This window comes from Paenibacillus sp. P3E, assembly GCF_001909045.1.
Taxonomy (GTDB): domain Bacteria; phylum Bacillota; class Bacilli; order Paenibacillales; family Paenibacillaceae; genus Paenibacillus_AQ; species Paenibacillus_AQ helianthi.
In genome coordinates, this window is sequence record NZ_LVWH01000114.1 from 25,388 (window position 1) to 43,521 (window position 18,134).

General features: G+C 50.2%; 16 protein-coding genes. 14 read left to right on the plus strand and 2 right to left on the minus strand.

Features of this window, described 5'->3' with window-relative positions:
* Positions 1 to 418 precede the first annotated feature (418 nt).
* The 14 genes from panB (at position 419) to A3842_RS10400 (ending at position 15,797) form a co-directional block, all read left to right on the plus strand.
* Positions 419 to 1,285, plus strand: coding sequence for a 3-methyl-2-oxobutanoate hydroxymethyltransferase (panB, locus tag A3842_RS10335; protein WP_074101312.1), 867 nt, complete (start codon positions 419 to 421; stop codon positions 1,283 to 1,285).
* A gap of 1 nt (position 1,286) precedes the next feature.
* Entirely contained in the window at positions 1,287 to 2,177 is an 891-nt protein-coding gene (panC, locus tag A3842_RS10340) for a pantoate--beta-alanine ligase (RefSeq protein WP_074101314.1), read from the plus strand.
* The gene (panD, locus tag A3842_RS10345; protein WP_074087658.1) at positions 2,170 to 2,553 is read left to right on the plus strand and encodes an aspartate 1-decarboxylase; all 384 of its coding nucleotides are present in this window, start codon (positions 2,170 to 2,172) and stop codon (positions 2,551 to 2,553) included. The genes panC and panD overlap by 8 nt, the downstream gene beginning before the upstream one ends.
* A gap of 107 nt (positions 2,554 to 2,660) precedes the next feature.
* Positions 2,661 to 3,302, plus strand: coding sequence for a tetratricopeptide repeat protein (locus A3842_RS10350; RefSeq protein WP_074087812.1), 642 nt, complete (start codon positions 2,661 to 2,663; stop codon positions 3,300 to 3,302).
* 116 nt (positions 3,303 to 3,418) lie between these two features.
* Positions 3,419 to 6,280 carry an ATP-dependent DNA helicase DinG gene (dinG, locus tag A3842_RS10355; protein ID WP_074101316.1) on the plus strand — a complete coding sequence of 954 codons (2,862 nt, stop codon included), beginning with the start codon at positions 3,419 to 3,421 and terminating at the stop codon, positions 6,278 to 6,280.
* Between the two features lie 186 nt (positions 6,281 to 6,466).
* Positions 6,467 to 7,120 (plus strand): redox-sensing transcriptional repressor Rex, encoded by a 654-nt coding sequence (locus tag A3842_RS10360; protein WP_074087660.1) that lies wholly within the window; start codon positions 6,467 to 6,469, stop codon positions 7,118 to 7,120.
* Positions 7,107 to 8,408 (plus strand): amidohydrolase, encoded by a 1,302-nt coding sequence (locus A3842_RS10365; protein WP_074101317.1) that lies wholly within the window; start codon positions 7,107 to 7,109, stop codon positions 8,406 to 8,408. The genes A3842_RS10360 and A3842_RS10365 overlap by 14 nt, the downstream gene beginning before the upstream one ends.
* A gap of 46 nt (positions 8,409 to 8,454) precedes the next feature.
* Complete coding sequence (locus A3842_RS10370) at positions 8,455 to 8,973, plus strand: cell wall elongation regulator TseB-like domain-containing protein (protein ID WP_074087662.1); 519 nt, start codon at positions 8,455 to 8,457, stop codon at positions 8,971 to 8,973.
* Positions 8,974 to 9,444: 471 nt separating this feature from the next.
* A complete protein-coding gene (locus tag A3842_RS10375) occupies positions 9,445 to 9,987 on the plus strand; it encodes a hypothetical protein (RefSeq protein WP_074087663.1) in 543 nt (180 codons plus the stop codon).
* Complete coding sequence (locus tag A3842_RS10380) at positions 9,980 to 11,482, plus strand: AAA family ATPase (protein ID WP_074101319.1); 1,503 nt, start codon at positions 9,980 to 9,982, stop codon at positions 11,480 to 11,482. Before A3842_RS10375 ends, A3842_RS10380 begins: the two co-directional genes overlap by 8 nt.
* A 132-nt stretch (positions 11,483 to 11,614) precedes the next feature.
* The gene (locus tag A3842_RS10385) at positions 11,615 to 12,487 is read left to right on the plus strand and encodes a 3-hydroxyacyl-CoA dehydrogenase family protein (protein ID WP_074087665.1); all 873 of its coding nucleotides are present in this window, start codon (positions 11,615 to 11,617) and stop codon (positions 12,485 to 12,487) included.
* Positions 12,484 to 13,692, plus strand: coding sequence for an acetate/propionate family kinase (locus A3842_RS10390; RefSeq protein WP_074087666.1), 1,209 nt, complete (start codon positions 12,484 to 12,486; stop codon positions 13,690 to 13,692). Before A3842_RS10385 ends, A3842_RS10390 begins: the two co-directional genes overlap by 4 nt.
* A gap of 21 nt (positions 13,693 to 13,713) precedes the next feature.
* Entirely contained in the window at positions 13,714 to 15,009 is a 1,296-nt protein-coding gene (gene asnS, locus A3842_RS10395; protein WP_074087667.1) for an asparagine--tRNA ligase, read from the plus strand.
* Positions 15,010 to 15,029: 20 nt separating this feature from the next.
* Positions 15,030 to 15,797 (plus strand): DnaD domain protein, encoded by a 768-nt coding sequence (locus A3842_RS10400; RefSeq protein WP_074087668.1) that lies wholly within the window; start codon positions 15,030 to 15,032, stop codon positions 15,795 to 15,797.
* 136 nt (positions 15,798 to 15,933) lie between these two features.
* Here A3842_RS10400 and proC read toward each other — a convergent pair whose 3' ends face one another.
* Together proC and A3842_RS10410 are read right to left on the minus strand one after the other, a co-directional pair.
* Positions 15,934 to 16,800 (minus strand): pyrroline-5-carboxylate reductase, encoded by an 867-nt coding sequence (gene proC / locus A3842_RS10405; protein WP_074087669.1) that lies wholly within the window; start codon positions 16,798 to 16,800, stop codon positions 15,934 to 15,936.
* A gap of 77 nt (positions 16,801 to 16,877) precedes the next feature.
* Positions 16,878 to 18,125, minus strand: a complete 1,248-nt coding sequence (locus A3842_RS10410; protein WP_074101320.1) for a glutamate-5-semialdehyde dehydrogenase — start codon at positions 18,123 to 18,125, stop codon at positions 16,878 to 16,880.
* Positions 18,126 to 18,134 lie beyond the last annotated feature (9 nt).

Here is an 18,134-nt window from a genome sequence, read left to right on the forward strand (position 1 = left end):
CGAGGTTCCATTCCTTGTCATCTTTTTTGAACATAAAAAATGTATTGGTTCTACGCCCTAAATGGTCTTTAACTTTCTGGTGAAACAGAATGCGGTTTTTTCAAAGGACCAGCAAACTGTTTCTTCATGGTTTACTTGCTTGAAGATTTTGTTATAATAAGGACAGAGACGGTATCGATTGTCGGGCTGTACTCGGGAAGAAACCTTTTATATCAGGGGATTTGCTGTTAGATTCACCTTCATAACTGTATTTCACGGTTACGTTGGATTCTGCTCTGAGCCGTAAGGACCGAGACAGAAGGGACGATCGCGAGTGACTCTTTTTTGCCCATCGGACCTTTTTAGCGGACTTATGCTAAAAGGTTTTTTTGTTTGCGCGTTTACGCGTAATTAACTGCGAAAAGGGGAATGGGAGCCTATGGCTGACAAACATGCGTTAAATATTGTGAAAATGAAAAAAATGAAAACGGATGGCGTTCCGCTGAGCATGCTGACTGCTTATGATTATCCCTCAGCCTTGCTGGCTGAGGAAGCGGGGATAGACCTGATACTGGTCGGCGATTCTTTGGGGAATGTAGTTCTTGGATATGACACCACCTTACCGGTGACTATAGAAGATATGGTGTACCACACCCGCTCGGTCACCCGGGGGGCCCAGCATACTTTTATTGTAGCGGATATGCCGTTTATGACCTATCACGGCAGCATCGATGAAACCTTGCGCAGTGTTCGTAGACTGATGCAGGAAGGACGGGCACATGCCGTCAAAATGGAGGGCGGAATGGAAATCTGCGATACGGTATCCGCCGTCGTAGCTGCCGGTGTTCCGGTGCTTGGCCATATCGGCCTCACCCCGCAGTCTGTAAATATGATCGGCGGCTACCGTATTCAAGGTAAGGACGCCAAAGATGCACAGCGGCTGATGGAGCAAGCGAAGGCGCTTGAAGCTGCCGGTGTGTTTGGGATCGTCCTTGAGCTGGTGACCGAAGAAGTGGCTGAAGCCATCTCCAAGGCCGTCAGCATCCCGACCATTGGGATTGGAGCAGGCCGTTATTGCGATGGACAGGTGCTGGTTTTCCATGACCTGTTGCGTTACGCCTCTCCATACCGGGAGAAACGTTTTGTCAAAACCTATGCCGATGTAGGTACACTGATCCGTGAAGGGATCAGCAGCTATGTCCAGGAAGTGAAGGACCGTTCCTTCCCGGCGGAAAGTCATGTTTTTAACGCAGAAGAGCATGTGCTGGAATCTTTATACGGCGCGGCCGGAAAAGGAGAGAAATAAGATGAGAGTAGTCAGAACGGTTCTACAGTTGCGCGAAGCGCTGGATTATATGCGGATGGGAGGACATACACCTATAGGCTTTGTGCCGACGATGGGCTATCTCCATGAAGGACATGCCAGCCTGATCCGTAAAGCGGGTGAAATGAGTAACACGGTTGTGATGAGCATTTTTGTCAATCCGCTGCAATTTGGGCCGAATGAGGATTTCTCTTCTTATCCGCGCGACGAACGCCGTGATCTGGAGCTTGCAGAGCGTGAGGGTGCCGATATCGTGTTCATACCTTCTGTGGAAGAGATGTACCCTCAGCCTATACGTACCAAGGTATCGGTGGACTCGCTAACGACCCAGCTGTGCGGGGCTTCCCGCCCTGGACATTTTGACGGTGTAACCACAGTAGTAAGCAAGCTGTTCAACATGGTGCAGCCGGATTATGCCTTCTTCGGACTCAAGGATGCCCAGCAGGTTGCTGTTTTGCGCCGGATGGTATCTGATCTCAATATGAATGTGGAAATAGTCGCCTGTCCGATCGTCCGGGAAGGGGATGGACTGGCGCTTAGCTCACGGAATGTTTACCTCAGCAGTGAGGAGCGCAATCAGGCCCTGGTTCTGTCCCGCTCACTCCGTGATACCCGCAAGGCGCTGGAAGAAGGAACCGTCAGAACAGTGGACGAAGCACGCAAGCTGCTGGTATCGATTATTTCTTCATCGCCGCTCGCCGTCATTGATTATGTGGAAATCCTGTCCTTTCCGGACCTCGAAGCGTTGGAAGACGGGTCACCGCTCAGCAATGCAGAGGGAGAGGTTATCATGGCGCTCGCAGTGAAGTTCGGCAGAACAAGGCTGATCGACAATAATGTTTTTATTCCCAAGGAGGTACACGCTCTTGTTTAGACATATGATGAAATCCAAAATCCACCGTGCTACCGTAACGGAAGCCAATCTGAATTATGTGGGCAGCATCACCATTGACGAGAACCTGATGGAAGCAGCTGACCTGCTCGAAAATGAGAAAGTACAGATTGTTGACAATAATAACGGTTCCCGCCTGGAAACGTATGTCATTCCCGGACCCCGGGGCAGCGGCGTTATTTGTCTGAACGGAGCAGCAGCCCGGCTGGTGCAGCCGGGAGATACAGTGATCATCATCTCCTACGCTATGCTGTCCTCTGAAGAGCTGGCCGCACATAAACCGACGGTTGTATTCGTGGACACCGATAATAAGCCGGTTAAACTGACAGATCATGAGCTGCATGCAACCATTGCCTGAAGCTTAAGTCATGCAATGAATGCCAGGGATGAAGAGGCCCGTACTTGTGAAAAATGAAGGCAGGCAAGCTTAAGCTGATTTCATTTTCAGTAAGGGTGGGATGTCCCGTGTTTCAACATTTATTTGCTGAGATGAACAAGATGCTTCAGGAAATCACCGCCGACTTCCCTACTGCGGAGGGTGCCCGCCGGAATGATCTTTTATGCAAGTACAACATGCTGCACAGACTTAGTGACGAGGTAATGGATGAATGGCTGTCCTTTGCCGAGAAGCTGAGTGATTTTCGTCAAAATGCTGATTTTTCTCTGCCTTCCGATGAGGAAATGCCACAGGCAGAGGCACCTGAGCTTGTTATGGACTCCTTTGTCCGTGGACAGGGCTACTACAAGCTGCTTATGTACAGGAAATGCATCGAACAATTCAAGGATGTCATCACCAGGTATCCGGACAGTCTGGCAGCACGCCTCTATTTGGCAATGGCCTATCTCCAGGAGGGGGAATTAGACGTTTCCTGGGGTCATTTGCATCACATGCTGGCCCTGATCCGTGAGAAGAAGCTAAAAGCCATGATCTACAATGCACTCGGCTGCATCAGAGCCTCTCAGGAACGCTATAGTGAGGCTCAGGAGCTCTTCAACCTCTCCTTACAGCATGATCCCCTGCTCGCTGAACCCGGCGTCAATTTGGAGGTCTGCCGCAGGCGTGGAGGGAAGCTGCAATTTGGGCACCAGCTGGTTTCGCTTTTATAACCCTTATTCCTCCATTTAAGCGATGCATCCCGCTAACCAAGGGGTGTGCATCGCCTTTTTTCGTAACATCTGTTATGCTGATAAGGAGTCTCAAGTGAAAGGGAATAGAACTTATAATGAAATTTGCCGTGCTTGATTTTGAAACTACGGGAACCCAATCCGTGGGTGAGATCATCCAGGTTGGCCTTGCCATTATAGAAGAAGACCGGTCTATTTCACGGGTGTATGGTTCCTACGTTAAGCCCGGAACACCGATCCCCCCGTTTATTACAGGATTGACCGGTATTACAGACAGTGATGTGCAAGGTGCACCTGAACTGGATGAAATGATGATGGAGCTTGTCCCTATGCTGGACGACGTCGTTCTGGTTGGACACAATGTGGCTTTTGATTTTCATTTTCTGCAGAATGCGCTCGACCGGTGCGGCTATTTGCCGTTCCAGGGCCGGATTCTGGATACGATTGATTTTCTTAAAATATGCTTTCCGTCATTGACCACGTACCAGCTTGGAGCGGTAAGTACCTATTTTGGCCTGACGCATGACCGTCCGCATCAGGCGGACAGCGACGCGCTTGCCACTGCTCTCGTACTGTTGAAATGCCTGGAGGAACTGTATAGCCTGCCTCTCCTGACCATTCAGCGTCTGAATGAGCTGTTTGTCGATGAGGACAGTGATCTGGCCTGGTATTTCGACGGGTTGCTCCGTGAACGTGAAATGGAGACCTTCCAGCCTGAAGGGGAGCTAACCTTTTACCGTCAGCTTGCGCTGGCTGTCGGGGATTGGTCGGAGCTATCTCCTCCCCGTGAGGAGGGAACTGGCAATCCTCTGCAGAATATTACCTTTGAGGAATATATGGAAGAGGTGACCCAGCGGCTGAAGGAGACTTTACCCCAATATGAGAGCCGTGAAGCCCAGGAGATTATGATTCACGAGGTCATGGCTGCACTAGAGGGTGACAAGCATCTCTTGATCGAGGCGGGAACGGGTACCGGCAAGTCGCTGGGCTATCTGCTTCCGGCCATTTACCACAGTGTGCGCTCAGACCAGAAGGTAATGGTGAGCACACATACCATCAACCTTCAAGACCAGCTGCGTGAGCGCGACATCCCTCTGTTGACGAGTGTCGTGCCGTTCCCGTTTAAGGCTGCAATCTTCAAGGGGAGAGGACACTATTTGTGTCTGCGGAAGTTTGAACATAAAATAAACAAAAAGGACTTTACAAGTCCGCGGGAAGAAGCGCTTACTGCGGCACAAATGATTGTATGGCTGACCCAGACTCAGTCGGGTGATGATGAGGAGCTGAATCTGAACGGTCGCGGTGGTGATTTCTGGGAGACCGTAGCCAGTGATACGGATTCCTGCCTTGGACGTTCCTGCCCCTGGTTCCGCAAGTGCTATTATCACCGGGCCAAGCACGAAGCCGGGATAGCGGATGTCGTAGTGACCAATCATTCCAAGCTCTTCGCGGACGTCAAGGCCGGGCATCAGCTGCTCCCGGCGTATGAGCACCTCGTCATCGACGAGGCCCATCATTTGGAGGATATTGCAGGCAAGCACTTGGGCATGCAGATGAAATACTTCACCGTCGCCCATACGCTTACGCGTCTCTATAAAGACAGCCGGAGCGGCCAGCTGCCGGCTCTGCGTCAAACGCTGCAGTCATCAGGCAGTGAGCAGGCGGCAGAATGGAGCGGTGTGATCGACAGGATCTACCCGGATCTGCTTACGGTTAAGGAATCGTGGGACACGCTTAGTGACAAGCTGTTTGCCCTGCTGCCCGAACGCAGTGACGCCGCTGCCGGAGAAGCCGGACAACTGGTTACCCGGCTTCTGCCGGGCAAGAGGCCCAAGGACTGGGAAGAACTAACTGCGCTTGAGAACACACTTCATCTTAGTCTAAGTGATATTATTCGCAAGGGCGACAAGATGCTCAGTGAAATGCGCGAATCGGAGAGCCAATCATCATCGGATAGTCTGGTAACGGATATCGGGGGGTTATTCAAGGACTTGGCCTCCATCCGTGAGCAAGTGCGTTTTTTCATGAACCTGAATGACGAGAATATCGTCTACTGGATGGAAGGTAGCGGCAACTATAGAGGGAAGTCACTGCAGTTGTATGCCGTACCAGTCGATGTCAGTGCCCAGCTCAAGGAACTCTTTTTTGATAAAAAGAAAAGCATAGTCCTTACTTCAGCTACTTTGTCCGTAGATAAGTCCTTTCAATTTATGATTGATAATCTGGGACTGGGCGAGTCTGCAGAACAGGGAAGGCTGATGACAGCACTGCTCCCATCTCCGTTTAAGTACCGTGAACAGGCACTTCTGGTCATACCGCGTGATTTCCCCAGTGTCAAAGGCAGTGTGGGCGATGCCCGTTTTGTCGATAAGCTGGTGCATTCATTGGCGGAGGCTGCTGTGGCTACACGGGGCCGGATGCTTGTGCTCTTCACTTCCTATAAAATGCTGCGCCAAGTCTATGATCCTCTAAAGGAGGCGCTTGTCTCCGAGGACATTACGGTACTGGGGCAGGGAGTGGAAGGCGGCAGCCGGAGTAAGCTGATCCGGCGTTTTCAGGACAGCTCCGCCTCTGTATTGCTCGGAACAAGCAGCTTCTGGGAAGGTGTGGATATTCCCGGCGAGGCTTTGACCTGTCTGGCCATTGTCAGACTGCCTTTTCAACCACCGAACCATCCGCTTGCGGAGGCTAAGGCAGAGCTGCTTCAGGCACAGAAAAAGAACCCGTTTATGAAGCTGTCGGTTCCCCAGGCGGTTATCCGCTTCAAACAGGGTTTCGGCCGGCTGGTGCGTACTGCCCAGGACCGGGGTATTGTTATAGTATATGATACCAGGGTTATCGAATCTTATTACGGAAAGTATTTCCTCTACTCGCTGCCTGGACCCAAAATGGAGCATATGCTGACGGATCAGATGGTTCCGCGAATTGCGGAATGGCTTGAAGACGGCAGCGTATCTTAACCTGCAATCATTTCAAATATAGTCAAGGAACAACGAAGCTCTGTTCTCCTGGTATCCGGTTCGTGCTGAGATACCAGGGAATGGATTGTACTTATGCTCACAAAACTTGGCATATGCTTACGAAGTGAGTTTTGTACGAAGTAATACTATGATGCATTGCTCACAAAACTTTTAGGAGGAGAAAATATGAAATCGGATAAAATATCGGAGGCCGTGGTACGCAGACTTCCAGTGTACCTGCGCTTCCTGAATGATCTCCTGAAGCGTGAAATCTCCACCGTATCTTCCCAGGAGCTGGGACAAAAGCTGGATCTGAATCCGGCGCAAATCCGCAAGGATTTGGCCTATTTCGGGGATTTCGGCAGAAAGGGTATTGGCTATGATGTGTCATACCTGATTGAGAAAATCCGCCATATCTTGAAGCTTGACCAGCAAATCAACGTGGCATTGGTGGGTGCAGGTAATCTCGGCCACGCTCTCTCAAATTACAATGCTTACTTGAAGGACACGATGAAAATCACTGCTGTTTTTGATTCCTATGCTCCCAAGGTCGGGCAGAAAATCAACTCACTCATTGTCCAGCCCATGGAAGAGCTGGGAAGCACGATCCGCGAACAGGGCATCCGCATCGGTATTATCACTGTACCGGATAGTGAAGCACAGAATGTTGCAGATATTCTGGTAGATTCAGGCATTGAGGCGATCCTTAATTTTGCACCCGTAATCTTGAAGACGCCATCCAACATCCGGATTCACGCCGCTGATTTTACTACCGATTTGCAGAGTCTGGCCTATTATTTGCACGATGGAAAGGACGAAGTGGAAGATGAACAGCAATAAGACAGTAATTGTAAATGGGCGATTTCTGGTGCCGGGTACGGAAAGTCCGGTTCTAAGCGGCTATATGACTATAGAAAATGATCTCATCACATACATAGGAGAAGTCAAACCTGTTATTGAAGAAGGGACACAGACCGTTGACGGCAGCCGTCTGTTGTTCATGCCGGGTCTGGTCAACACCCATGGCCACACCGCCATGTCTCTGCTCCGCGGATATGGGGATGACATGGTTCTTCAGAACTGGCTGCAGGAGAAGATGTGGCCCATGGAAGAAAAATTCACTAGTGACGATGTCTACTGGGGAACCTCTTTGTCTGTACTGGAAATGCTGAAGGGAGGCACAACCACCTTCCTGGATATGTATGACCATATGGACAGGGTTGCTGAGGTTTCAGAGCAGTCGGGAATGCGTGCCGTGCTTATGCGCGGGGTTATCGGCCTCTGTCCTGAGGATGTGCAGAACCATAAGCTGGCGGAGGCGATAGCCTTTGCGCGAAATTGGCATGGAAAGGCGGATGGAAGGATCACGACGATGATTTCCCCGCATGCCCCTTACACCTGTCCTCCTGAATTTTTCGTGAAATTTGTACAGGCTGCCCATGATTTGAACCTGCCTATGCATACACACATGTCCGAAACCCGGCGGGAGGTCGAACAGAATGCTGCAGATTACGGCCTGCGTCCGGTAGCGCATCTGGAGAAGCTGGGGATGTTCACGCGGCCGGCCCTCGTGGCTCACGGGGTTCATTTGAATGATGAAGAAATAGAGATTCTAGCACGTTACAACGTAGGGGTATCCCATAATCCTGGCAGTAACTTGAAGCTCGCAAGCGGTGTAGCACGGGTACCGGAGCTGTTGCGTGCGGGAGTCAAGGTATCGCTGGGCACTGACGGTGCGGCAAGCAATAACAATCTGGATATGTTCGAGGAGATGCGCCTGGCTGCTCTGATCCACAAAGGTGTGAGCGGAGATCCAACAGCAGTACCTGCACCGGAAGCATTGCTGATGGCGACCGAATACGGCGCACAGTCGATTTTCCTGGACAACACAGGCCGGCTGGCTCCGGGAATGAAGGCTGATTTCATTGCGCTGGATATCGACCAGCCGCACTTCCTGCCTCATACAGACCTGCTCTCCCATGCTGTGTATTCAGCGAGTGCTAAGGATGTCGAGCATGTATGGGTGAATGGTAAGCAGGTTGTGAAGAATGGACAGTGCCTGACTTTAGATGAGGAACGAATCCGCCGCAAAGCACAGGAAACCTTTGAAAGCCTGCTGAAACGGTAAAAAGAACAGGATCTATGAAGCATCCAGAGGAAAGGGAGCTGCAACTTTGAAGAAAAGAAGAAAATGGCTTCTGCTGGGGATACTCCTGGTTCTGCTCCTTCTGTTCGGACTAAGCCAGTTCTATGCTTATGTGATGAAAGACCAGTGGAACGAACGCAGTGCAGCCAGAGAGGTTGCTGAAGCAAGGGCAGGATTGACCGAGGTAACCAAAGCACAGAAGTCCGTATGGGACGAAAATTCGGTATACTGGGTACTTACAGGACGAAATGCAGCTGGAACGGACCTTATGGTATGGGTACGCTTTACGCTCGACGGCAAACCTGCCGGAGGAGACAACGGTGTATACGTGGAAGAGGTGTCCAAAGGCACGTCTGAGCAGAAGATCCGGTCTATCATTGCGTCAGACCTCCCCGGAAGCAGCATTGAGCGGCTTCTGCCCGGGGTGTACAACGGAGAGTATGCCTGGCAGCTATTTTACAAGCTGGAAGGCCGGTATTATTACAAGTTTTATCGTTTCGCGGATGGCAGTGCGATTGGAGACGGCTACAGCTTGCCCAGCCGCTAATGCCATTAGTTCAAGGGAAAAGACAATAGCGGGTGGACCATACTCTGTCTGCCCGCTTGTTTGTATGTGGAAAATGTTATGCTCGTGTCACTTGATATTAATCAGTTGACCGTAGAATATTGAAATGGAATATATCAGCAAGTATATACTTGAGATAATGGTTTGAATGTGGCTCGATGCATAATTAGACAAGAAACAAGGACATGAAAAAGACCGCAGCGCTAAACGTTGCGGTCTTTGCTGACGATATAAGGGGAAAAGAGCTGTCAGTTCGCCCAAAAATTAGTACTGAAAATTTTAAATATATTCACACTTTTCTTCGAAATCGTATATACACCTGTGATATACTACTATTTGTATTAAGGCATGCTTAATAGCAGGCCTGTCTCGGAAGAGCGCTAGACACGCTATTTTGTAAGTTTAATATAATTTATTCACTTTGTTTTCTTATCTTTGAGAGGAGGACGTTTCTTGAAACTACGCCTAATGCCTGTACTGCTAACGTCTCTGCTGTCTGCTGCGCTTTTATTTGGCGGCTGGTATTCCTATCGTGAGTTCGCCGTGCAGGAACCGCTTCAGAAGATTGTATCTGCATATGAGGGAGTGAATGATTCCCATATCTCTATTAAACGCAATGAGGTTACTTTGAAACTTGATTTGAAGCCAGGCACAAAATTACGTGAGCTGGTACAGTATGTGAATACTGAGGGCAGATCAGTTATAGACGGCCGGACTCTTAAGCTGGATGTTGAGCAGCATTCCAGCCAGCTTTTGGATGAATATTGGGATAAAGCGATGTTCTCGGTTGCCGAAGCGATGGAGAGCCGTAAATATACATTAATACCTGCGAAGCTGGATGAATTGAAATCTCAGAATTCCAAATACAGCAGTGTGATCGCAACGACCGAAATCGATGACAGTAACGTATATGTGAGCCTTAGCGATGGTAAGGAAAGCAAATTCATTATTTTGCCTCGCGTAGCGGCAACGATGGGGGTGTGGAATAATGCCTAAGTTCTGGAAAGAGGTATTAGTCGGATTTGTTCCTGTACTGGTGATTTTTATGGCTTTTATCGGCATCAATATTTTTCCGGTTATCATTGCAGCTGGCATGGTTGGCGCATTGCTTCTTATTGCCCATCTGCGCGGCGGACTAACCGTGAATGCCGGCGGAGACAAAAAACGCAAGAAGAACGGCCCTTCGAAGCTGACTTTTGAAGAAATCGGGGGACAGGACAATGCCAAGCAGGAGCTGCGTGAAGCGCTGGATTTCCTGATCCGCCATGAAGAAATTAGTAAATTCGGTATCCGCCCGCTCAAGGGAATTCTTCTGACAGGCCCTCCGGGAACCGGGAAGACGCTAATGGCCAAAGCAGCAGCCCATTATACAAATTCTGTATTTGTAGCCGCATCGGGCAGTGAGTTCGTCGAGATGTATGTCGGTGTCGGTGCCGGACGCGTACGTGATTTGTTTAAGGATGCACGGACGCGTGCCTTGAAGGAAAATAAACAGAGTGCAATTATTTTCATCGATGAAATCGACGTCATCGGCGGTAAACGCGAAGGCGGACAGCAGCGTGAGTATGATCAGACGCTCAATCAGCTCCTGACTGAGATGGATGGAATTTACAACAATGAAACGCCGCGTATTCTGCTGGTCGCGGCAACAAACCGCAAGGAAATGCTCGATTCAGCACTGCTGCGTCCCGGCCGATTCGACCGTCATATCCAGGTGGACATGCCGGACAAGAAAGGCCGCAGATCCATTCTCGATCTGCATGCCCAGAACAAACCGCTGCATGAAGGGGTTAATCTGGACAAGATTGCGGAAGAGGCCTATGGCTTCTCCGGCGCCCAGCTTGAGAGTGTGATGAACGAAGCAGCGATCTACATGATGCGTGAGAACCTGACAGAAGTGGAGCAACGGCATCTGTCAATGGCGATCGACAAGGTGATGATGGGCGAGAAGACAGACCGTGAGACGAACCACGAAGAGAAGAAACGGGTGGCGATCCACGAACTGGGACATGCAATTATGGCTGAGATGCTTCGTCCGGGAAGTGTCAGCCAGGTAACGCTTACGCCGCGTGGGCAAGCCCTAGGTTATGTACGGCATAATCCTCAGACCGAACAGTACCTGTACACTAAGGACTACTTGGAGAACCAGATTATGATTGCCCTGGGCGGAGCGGTAGCAGAAGAAATGTACTACGGCGGAAGAAGCACCGGATCACGCGGAGACTTCGACCAGGCGCTCAATATTGTTGAGACGATGATGAAATCAGGACTGACGTCCCTGGGGATTGCCAATCTGCAAATGGTTACCACAGAAGAGTTAATGAAGGAAAACAGTAAAATACTGGATGAATTAATGGTGCGTACTCATGAGCTTCTCGGGAAGCAGCGAAATGTGTTTGATTACTCCCTTGACATTTTAATGAAAGAAGAAGTTCTCTCCGGAGAGCAATTTCGTTGTCAATTTCGTGACAGCGTCCTTTTACCGGCATAATTCTTTATGCCGGTTATTTTTTTTTACTTTTCAGACATGCTAAGATGTTATTATATGTCGGGCTACATATTTTTTACGACAGACAAGGTACAATACAAAAGTATAGATACCTGAAAGGATGGAGACTTTTACATGAATTTTAAAAAAATCGGTGTCATCGGTGGTGGCACAATGGGTCAAGGGATTGCTGAAATGCTGGCAGCCAAGGGCCTGGATGTTATGCTTGTGGAGAAAACCGCAGAAAGACTGGACTATTCTTATGCAATGATCGAGACGAGTCTCGACAAACAGCTGGAGAAATGGGCAATTACCCAAGCTGAAAAGAAGCTGATTCTCAGCCGTATTGAAAAAGTAACGCATTTCGCTGAACTCAGCTCCTGTGATATGGTCATTGAGACCATTACTGAGGACCTGGACGCCAAGCAAAAGGTATTCAATCAGCTCGATCAGGTGTGTCCGAGCCACATTATTCTGGCCAGCAACACGTCTACACTCAGCTTGACTGAGCTTGCCAGCTCTACAATGTACCCGGAACGCGTCATCGGCATGCATTTCATACATCCTGTAGCTAAGGTAGATCTCGTTGAGATTGTGCGTGGACTGAAAACCTCTGACAGCACTTTTGAAGATACCAAAGCTTTTGTTGATGAAATTGTTGAGAAAAAAGGCGTTATGATTTACGAATCCCCAGGGTTTGTATCTTCACGCCTCATTTGCCTGTTCATTAACGAAGCTATGCATGTCCTGCAGGAAGGTGTCGCTTCCCCAGAGGATATTGACGATGCTATGCGTATCGGCTATCAGTTCCAGCACGGGCCGCTTGAAATGGCTGACCGTTTCGGTCTGGATTCCGTTCTGGCCGCTCTGGAGAATATGTTCCGTGAGTACGGTGAACTGAAATACCGTCCATCCACTATTCTTAAGAAAATGGTGCGTGCAGGACAACTGGGCATGAAATCGGGCGAAGGCTTCTTCAAGTACGACAAGGATGGTGACCGTGTATGAATATTCTAGTTATTAACTCAGGCAGTTCTTCTTTGAAATACCAGCTGTACAATATGACGGATGAATCTGTACTTGCCAAAGGTCTGGTAGAACGCATCGGGATGGACTCCTCCATTCTGAACCACAAGCCAACAGGCAAACAGGAAGTAACAGAAGTCAGTGAAATTCTTGAGCACAATACAGCGATCCGTAAAGTGCTTGCTTGTCTGACGGACAAAGAGCACGGGGTTATTTCTTCGATCGATGAGATCAACGCAGTTGGACACCGTGTAGTTCACGGGGGCGAATTCTTCAAGGCTTCCGCGCTGGTTGATGCCGATGCCAAAACCAAGATCCGTCAATTGTTCGACCTTGCACCGCTGCACAATCCGGCAGCAATGATGGGGATTACGGCTACCGAAGTGAATATGCCCGGTGTGCCGCAGGCGGTTGTTTTTGATACTGCTTTCCATCAGACCATGCCTGAGAAAGCTTATATGTATGCCATTCCTAGAGTGCTGTACAACAAATACAAGGTTCGCCGCTACGGCGCACACGGTACCTCCCATGATTTCGTGAGCAAGGCTGCAGCTGAATATCTGGAGCGTCCGCTTGAAGACCTTAAGATCATTACTTGCCACATCGGTAACGGCGCGAGTGTGACTGCCGTTGACGGCGGACTGTCGATTGATACTTCAATGGGGATGACACCGCTTGAAGGTCTCATGATGGGTACCCGCAGCGGCGACCTTGACCCGGCAATCGTTCCTTATGTAATGAACAAGGAAGAACTGTCCGTGGGCGAAGTGAATTCGATGCTGAACAAGCACAGCGGACTTTTGGCTATTTCTGGCATCAGCAGTGACATGCGTGATATTATTGATGGTGCGGAAAAAGGCGAGCCGAACTCTACGCTTGCTTTTGATATGTATGAGTACCGTCTGCGGAAGTATATCGGTTCTTACGCGGCAGCGATGAACGGAGTAGATGTGATCGTATTTACTGCCGGTGTCGGCGAGAATGCCGCCGTGCTGCGTGCCAAAGTGCTGAATAACCTTACGTTCCTTGGAATTGAACTGGATGCTGAAGCTAACAAGGTCCGCTCCGGTGATCCGCGCCGTATCTCTACGGTAGAGTCCAAGGTGCAGGTGCTCGTGGTTCCGACAAACGAAGAACTTGTCATTGCACGCGATACTTATCGTATTGTGCAAGGAATTAACGGCTAAACAGAGGAGAGATCAGTTGGGATGGCTAACAAGAGTGTAATCAAGAACGTGAATGAGCATGTTGGGGAAACTGTTGTGATCGGCTGTTGGGTGAACAATAAGCGCTCCAGCGGTAAAATTCAGTTCCTGCAGCTTCGGGATGGTACAGGCTATATCCAGGGCGTTGTGGTGAAATCGGAAGTGCCGGAGCAGGTCTGGGACGATGCCAAGAGCCTCACCCAGGAAAGCTCATTGTATGTGACCGGAATCATCCGTGAGGAGCCCCGTAGTCAATCTGGATTTGAGATGACTGTAACGGGTATAGAAGTATTGCATCTTACAGAGAATTATCCAATTACCCCGAAGGAGCATGGCGTCGATTTCCTGATGGATCACCGTCATCTCTGGCTTCGTTCTGCGAAGCAGCGGGCAGTCCTCGTGATTCGTGCGGAGATTATCCGGGCGATTCAGCAATTTTTCAACCAGAACGGGTTCACGAAGGTGGATCCGCCGATCCTGACGCCAACGTCGGCAGAGGGTACAACGAACTTGTTCCACACCAAATATTTTGATGAAGACGCCTATCTTACGCAGAGCGGACAGTTATACATGGAAGCTGCGGCGATGGCACTTGGCCGTGTGTATTCCTTCGGTCCGACTTTCCGTGCAGAGAAATCCAAAACCCGCCGTCATTTGATCGAGTTCTGGATGATTGAGCCGGAAATGGCATTCACGGATCACGAAGAAAGCTTGAAGGTTCAAGAAGAATTTATCAGCTTTATCGTACAGTCCGTGCTAACTAACTGCCGTGCGGAGTTGGAAGCGGTAGGCCGCGATGTGTCCAAGCTGGAAAATATCAAAGCTCCGTTCCCGCGTATCACCTATGATGATGCAATAAAATTCCTGAATGATAATGGACATGAGATTGCCTGGGGCGATGACTTCGGGGCGCCGCACGAAACGGCGATTGCGGAAGCCAACGATAAACCGGTGTTCATTACGCATTATCCGGCCTCCTTCAAGGCATTCTATATGAAGCCGGATCCTGAACGTCCAGAGGTTGTCCTCTGCGCAGATATGATTGCACCTGAAGGCTATGGGGAGATTATCGGCGGATCACAGCGTATCGACGATCCGGCTTTGATGGAGGAGCGCTTCAAGGAACATAATCTTTCAATGGATACTTACAAATGGTACATGGATCTGCGCACCTATGGTTCTGTGCCACACTCCGGTTTTGGCCTTGGCCTTGAACGGACGGTAGCCTGGATTTGCGGTCTGGACCATGTACGGGAAACGATTCCGTTCCCTCGTACATTGTACCGTCTATACCCATAGGCAATCAAAGGGGGCTGCGCATGGAAGGCAAAGGATGGAGTACCTGGGGCGAAGGCGTGTCTTTTGGCCTCCAAAACGGGATGGCCGTCATTCCTTACGCACTCTTGAAGTATTACCGGAAGCTGAACCTGACCGGCAGTGAAGCGATGCTGCTTATTCATTTGCTGTCTTTCCGCCAGGTGGAGGGGATTGAATTCCCTTCCCTGGAGGAGCTTCAGACAGTAACCGGACGCAGTATATCAGCAATAGCGGGAGAACTGCAAAAGCTTATGAAGGAAGGCTTCATCAGCATTGATGAGGACAACGACGAGCTGAGAGATATCCACTATGAACGCTATAACTTCTCAGGCTTGTATGATAAGCTAGGTGCGTTTCTGTCGGTACTTGCTCAAGAATCCGTAAAGGAGAGAAGCAAACCTGTAAGCAGCGCACCCAGTCTTCGGGCGTCTGCACATCATACAGGGACTGCTGCTCCGGATGGAGGCTACGGGAGTCCGGCTACTCCTGCGGGCAGGGATGCGGAGGAGAGCCGCAGTCTGTTCACAATTTTTGAGAAGGAATTTGGACGTCCGCTTTCCCCGATGGAATGTGAAACCATTTCCGGTTGGGTAGATCAGGATAAGTACCCGGAGGAATTGATTCTTCTCGCTCTGAAAGAGTCTGTATTCGCCGGAAAAGTTCATTTCCGCTATATTGACCGTATACTGCTGGAATGGGCCCGTAACCGGGTAAAGAATGCCCAGGATGTTAAGGCCTACTCCCAGAAGTTCCGCAGCGGCGGCAGGTGAAAAGAGGATCAGTTGAAGTTTCTTGTCCTTAAAGGACGGGAGACGTTCAACGTCCTTCCTAACATAGAAACAACCGTACTTCCGTTGGCTGGTTAGCCATCGGAAGTACGGTTGTTTTTGTTTTGAAGATGTGAATTTATGAAAGCTCTTTTTCCAGTGCTACTCCCATTTCGCGGGAGCGCTCGGCGCAGCGGTTAACAGCGGAAATCACGGTCTCGAAGAAATCTCCCTTTTCAAGCACCTCTAGAGCAGCCTGTGTGGATCCATTGGGTGAGGTGACTTTTTTACGCAAGGCGGCTGGTTCTTCACCGGTCTGCTGCACCATCCGGGCAGCACCAAGGACAGTCTGAACGGTCAGCTCTCTGCTCTGTTCAGCCGGGAGACCTCCGCGTATTCCTGCTGCAATCATGGCCTCCATCATGTAATAAATGTACGCCGGACCACTACCCGAAATTCCAGTGAGGGTTTCCATGCGTTCTTCATCGATCACAGAAGTTAATCCAACCGCTTCAAAGATGTTGAGCGCGGTCCGGCGGCTTGGCTCATTAACTTCCTTAGAAAAGGCAATGCCGGTTGCTCCCAGTCCGATGGAGCTGGAGGTATTAGGCATGGTACGCACAATCGGCTGTGGCTTCCCAAGCAGGCCTTGCATCGTACGGATAGTCATCCCTGCGATGACGGAAATCACCAGCTGGTCAGAAGAGAGCAGAGGCCCTAAACCTCGCAAAGCTTCGGCAGCATCCTTGGGCTTCATAGCGAGCACGATAACCGGAGCCGTGCGCAGATATTCATTTTTTTGTTCAGGTTCGTTACTGCCAAGCACTCCATAACGGCTGCGGAGCTCGCTAAGGCGTTCACTGCTGCTGCGGTTCAGCATCACGATATTGCCGGAATCCACCACATTACGGGTAATCATGCCGCGCACAATCGCTTCCGCCATCGAGCCAGCGCCGTAAAAAACAATGTTGTGATTAATTAATGGTATTGCAGGTTGCTGACACATGACTTAAACCCTCCTAATAGTTTTGAGGTTATACTTCGTTGGTAGTCCTATAAAAAACTAGCTTCGGCATCATAGGTTTATCCCCGGATTTGTCCGGAGCCGTGAATTTTGTATTTGGTTGAAGTCAGTGCCGGCAGTCCCATCGGGCCGCGTGCATGCAGCTTTTGGGTGCTGATGCCAATCTCTGCCCCAAATCCGAACTCGAAGCCATCCGTGAAGCGCGTTGAGGCGTTATGATAGACAGCGGCAGCATCCACTTCTTGAAGGAAACGTTCCGCGTTACCCGCATCCGCCGTTACGATGCATTCGGAATGCCGGGTGCTGAACTCAGCGATATGCTGCAGCGCTTCATCCAGCCCGCCGACGATTTTGATATTAAGAATATAGTCATTGTACTCCGTAGCGAAATCCTCGTTGGATACCAGCAATGCCCAAGGAATCCTAGCAACCGTTTCTGGACAGCCGCGCAGCTCGACAGGGATTTCGCGGAATGCTTCCGCCACAGCAAGGAGATGCTTTGCAGCAAAATCCCGGTGAACCAGCAGCGTCTCCATGGAGTTGCACACGGAGGGACGCTGGGCCTTGGCGTTCAGACTGATCGACAAGGCCATTTCCCGATCAGCACTGGCATCCACATAAGTATGGCATATGCCTGCGCCTGTTTCAATGACGGGCACGGTGGCATTAAGCACGACATTCTGAATCAGCGCACTCCCACCGCGCGGAATGATTACATCAAGCAGTCCGTTCAGCTTCAGCATCTCATCTACCGAGGAACGGTTCGGATCTTCGATTAATTGCAGTGCTTGGCTTGGGATGGCTGTTTCGATAAGTGCACGGTGCAGCACCTCGATGATTTTACGGTTGGAAGACAGAGCAGAGGAGCCGCCGCGCAGGACTACGGCATTCCCTGTTTTTAGGCATAAACCCGCTGCATCTACCGTTACATTAGGACGTGCCTCGTAGATAATGCCAATGACACCCAGCGGTACACGGATTTTCTCAATAAACAGTCCATTTGGACGTTCGATGGTTTCCAGATTGTCACCGATTGGATCAGGCAGTTCGGCTATTTGCCGGAGTCCTTCTGCGATGCTCGTGATCCGTCCGACATCCAGTGCCAGCCGGTCAAGCATTGATTCCGGAGTACCGCCCAGCCGCCCTCGCTCCAAATCTTCGCTATTAGCAGCAATGATCGCGGGAGCTTCACGGATCAAGGCTTCGGCCATAACCAGCAAGGCCTCATTTTTTTGGCCGGTGCTCAGACTGGCTAGCACACCGGCCGTTTCTTTGGCTAATGCTGCTTTGTTTACAACCTCACTCATGTTACAACC

Bases quoted from the DNA above. Each gene is read 5' to 3' on its own strand.
- panB (WP_074101312.1), top strand. From the start codon at position 419: ATGGCTGACAAACATGCGTTAAATATTGTGAAAATGAAAAAAATGAAA.
- panC (WP_074101314.1), top strand. From the start codon at position 1,287: ATGAGAGTAGTCAGAACGGTTCTACAGTTGCGCGAAGCGCTGGATTAT.
- dinG (WP_074101316.1), top strand. From the start codon at position 3,419: ATGAAATTTGCCGTGCTTGATTTTGAAACTACGGGAACCCAATCCGTG.
- A3842_RS10360 (WP_074087660.1), top strand. From the start codon at position 6,467: ATGAAATCGGATAAAATATCGGAGGCCGTGGTACGCAGACTTCCAGTG.
- A3842_RS10365 (WP_074101317.1), top strand. From the start codon at position 7,107: ATGAACAGCAATAAGACAGTAATTGTAAATGGGCGATTTCTGGTGCCG.
- A3842_RS10380 (WP_074101319.1), top strand. From the start codon at position 9,980: ATGCCTAAGTTCTGGAAAGAGGTATTAGTCGGATTTGTTCCTGTACTG.
- A3842_RS10385 (WP_074087665.1), top strand. From the start codon at position 11,615: ATGAATTTTAAAAAAATCGGTGTCATCGGTGGTGGCACAATGGGTCAA.
- A3842_RS10390 (WP_074087666.1), top strand. From the start codon at position 12,484: ATGAATATTCTAGTTATTAACTCAGGCAGTTCTTCTTTGAAATACCAG.
- asnS (WP_074087667.1), top strand. From the start codon at position 13,714: ATGGCTAACAAGAGTGTAATCAAGAACGTGAATGAGCATGTTGGGGAA.
- A3842_RS10400 (WP_074087668.1), top strand. From the start codon at position 15,030: ATGGAAGGCAAAGGATGGAGTACCTGGGGCGAAGGCGTGTCTTTTGGC.
- proC (WP_074087669.1), bottom strand. From the start codon at position 16,800: ATGTGTCAGCAACCTGCAATACCATTAATTAATCACAACATTGTTTTT.
- A3842_RS10410 (WP_074101320.1), bottom strand. From the start codon at position 18,125: ATGAGTGAGGTTGTAAACAAAGCAGCATTAGCCAAAGAAACGGCCGGT.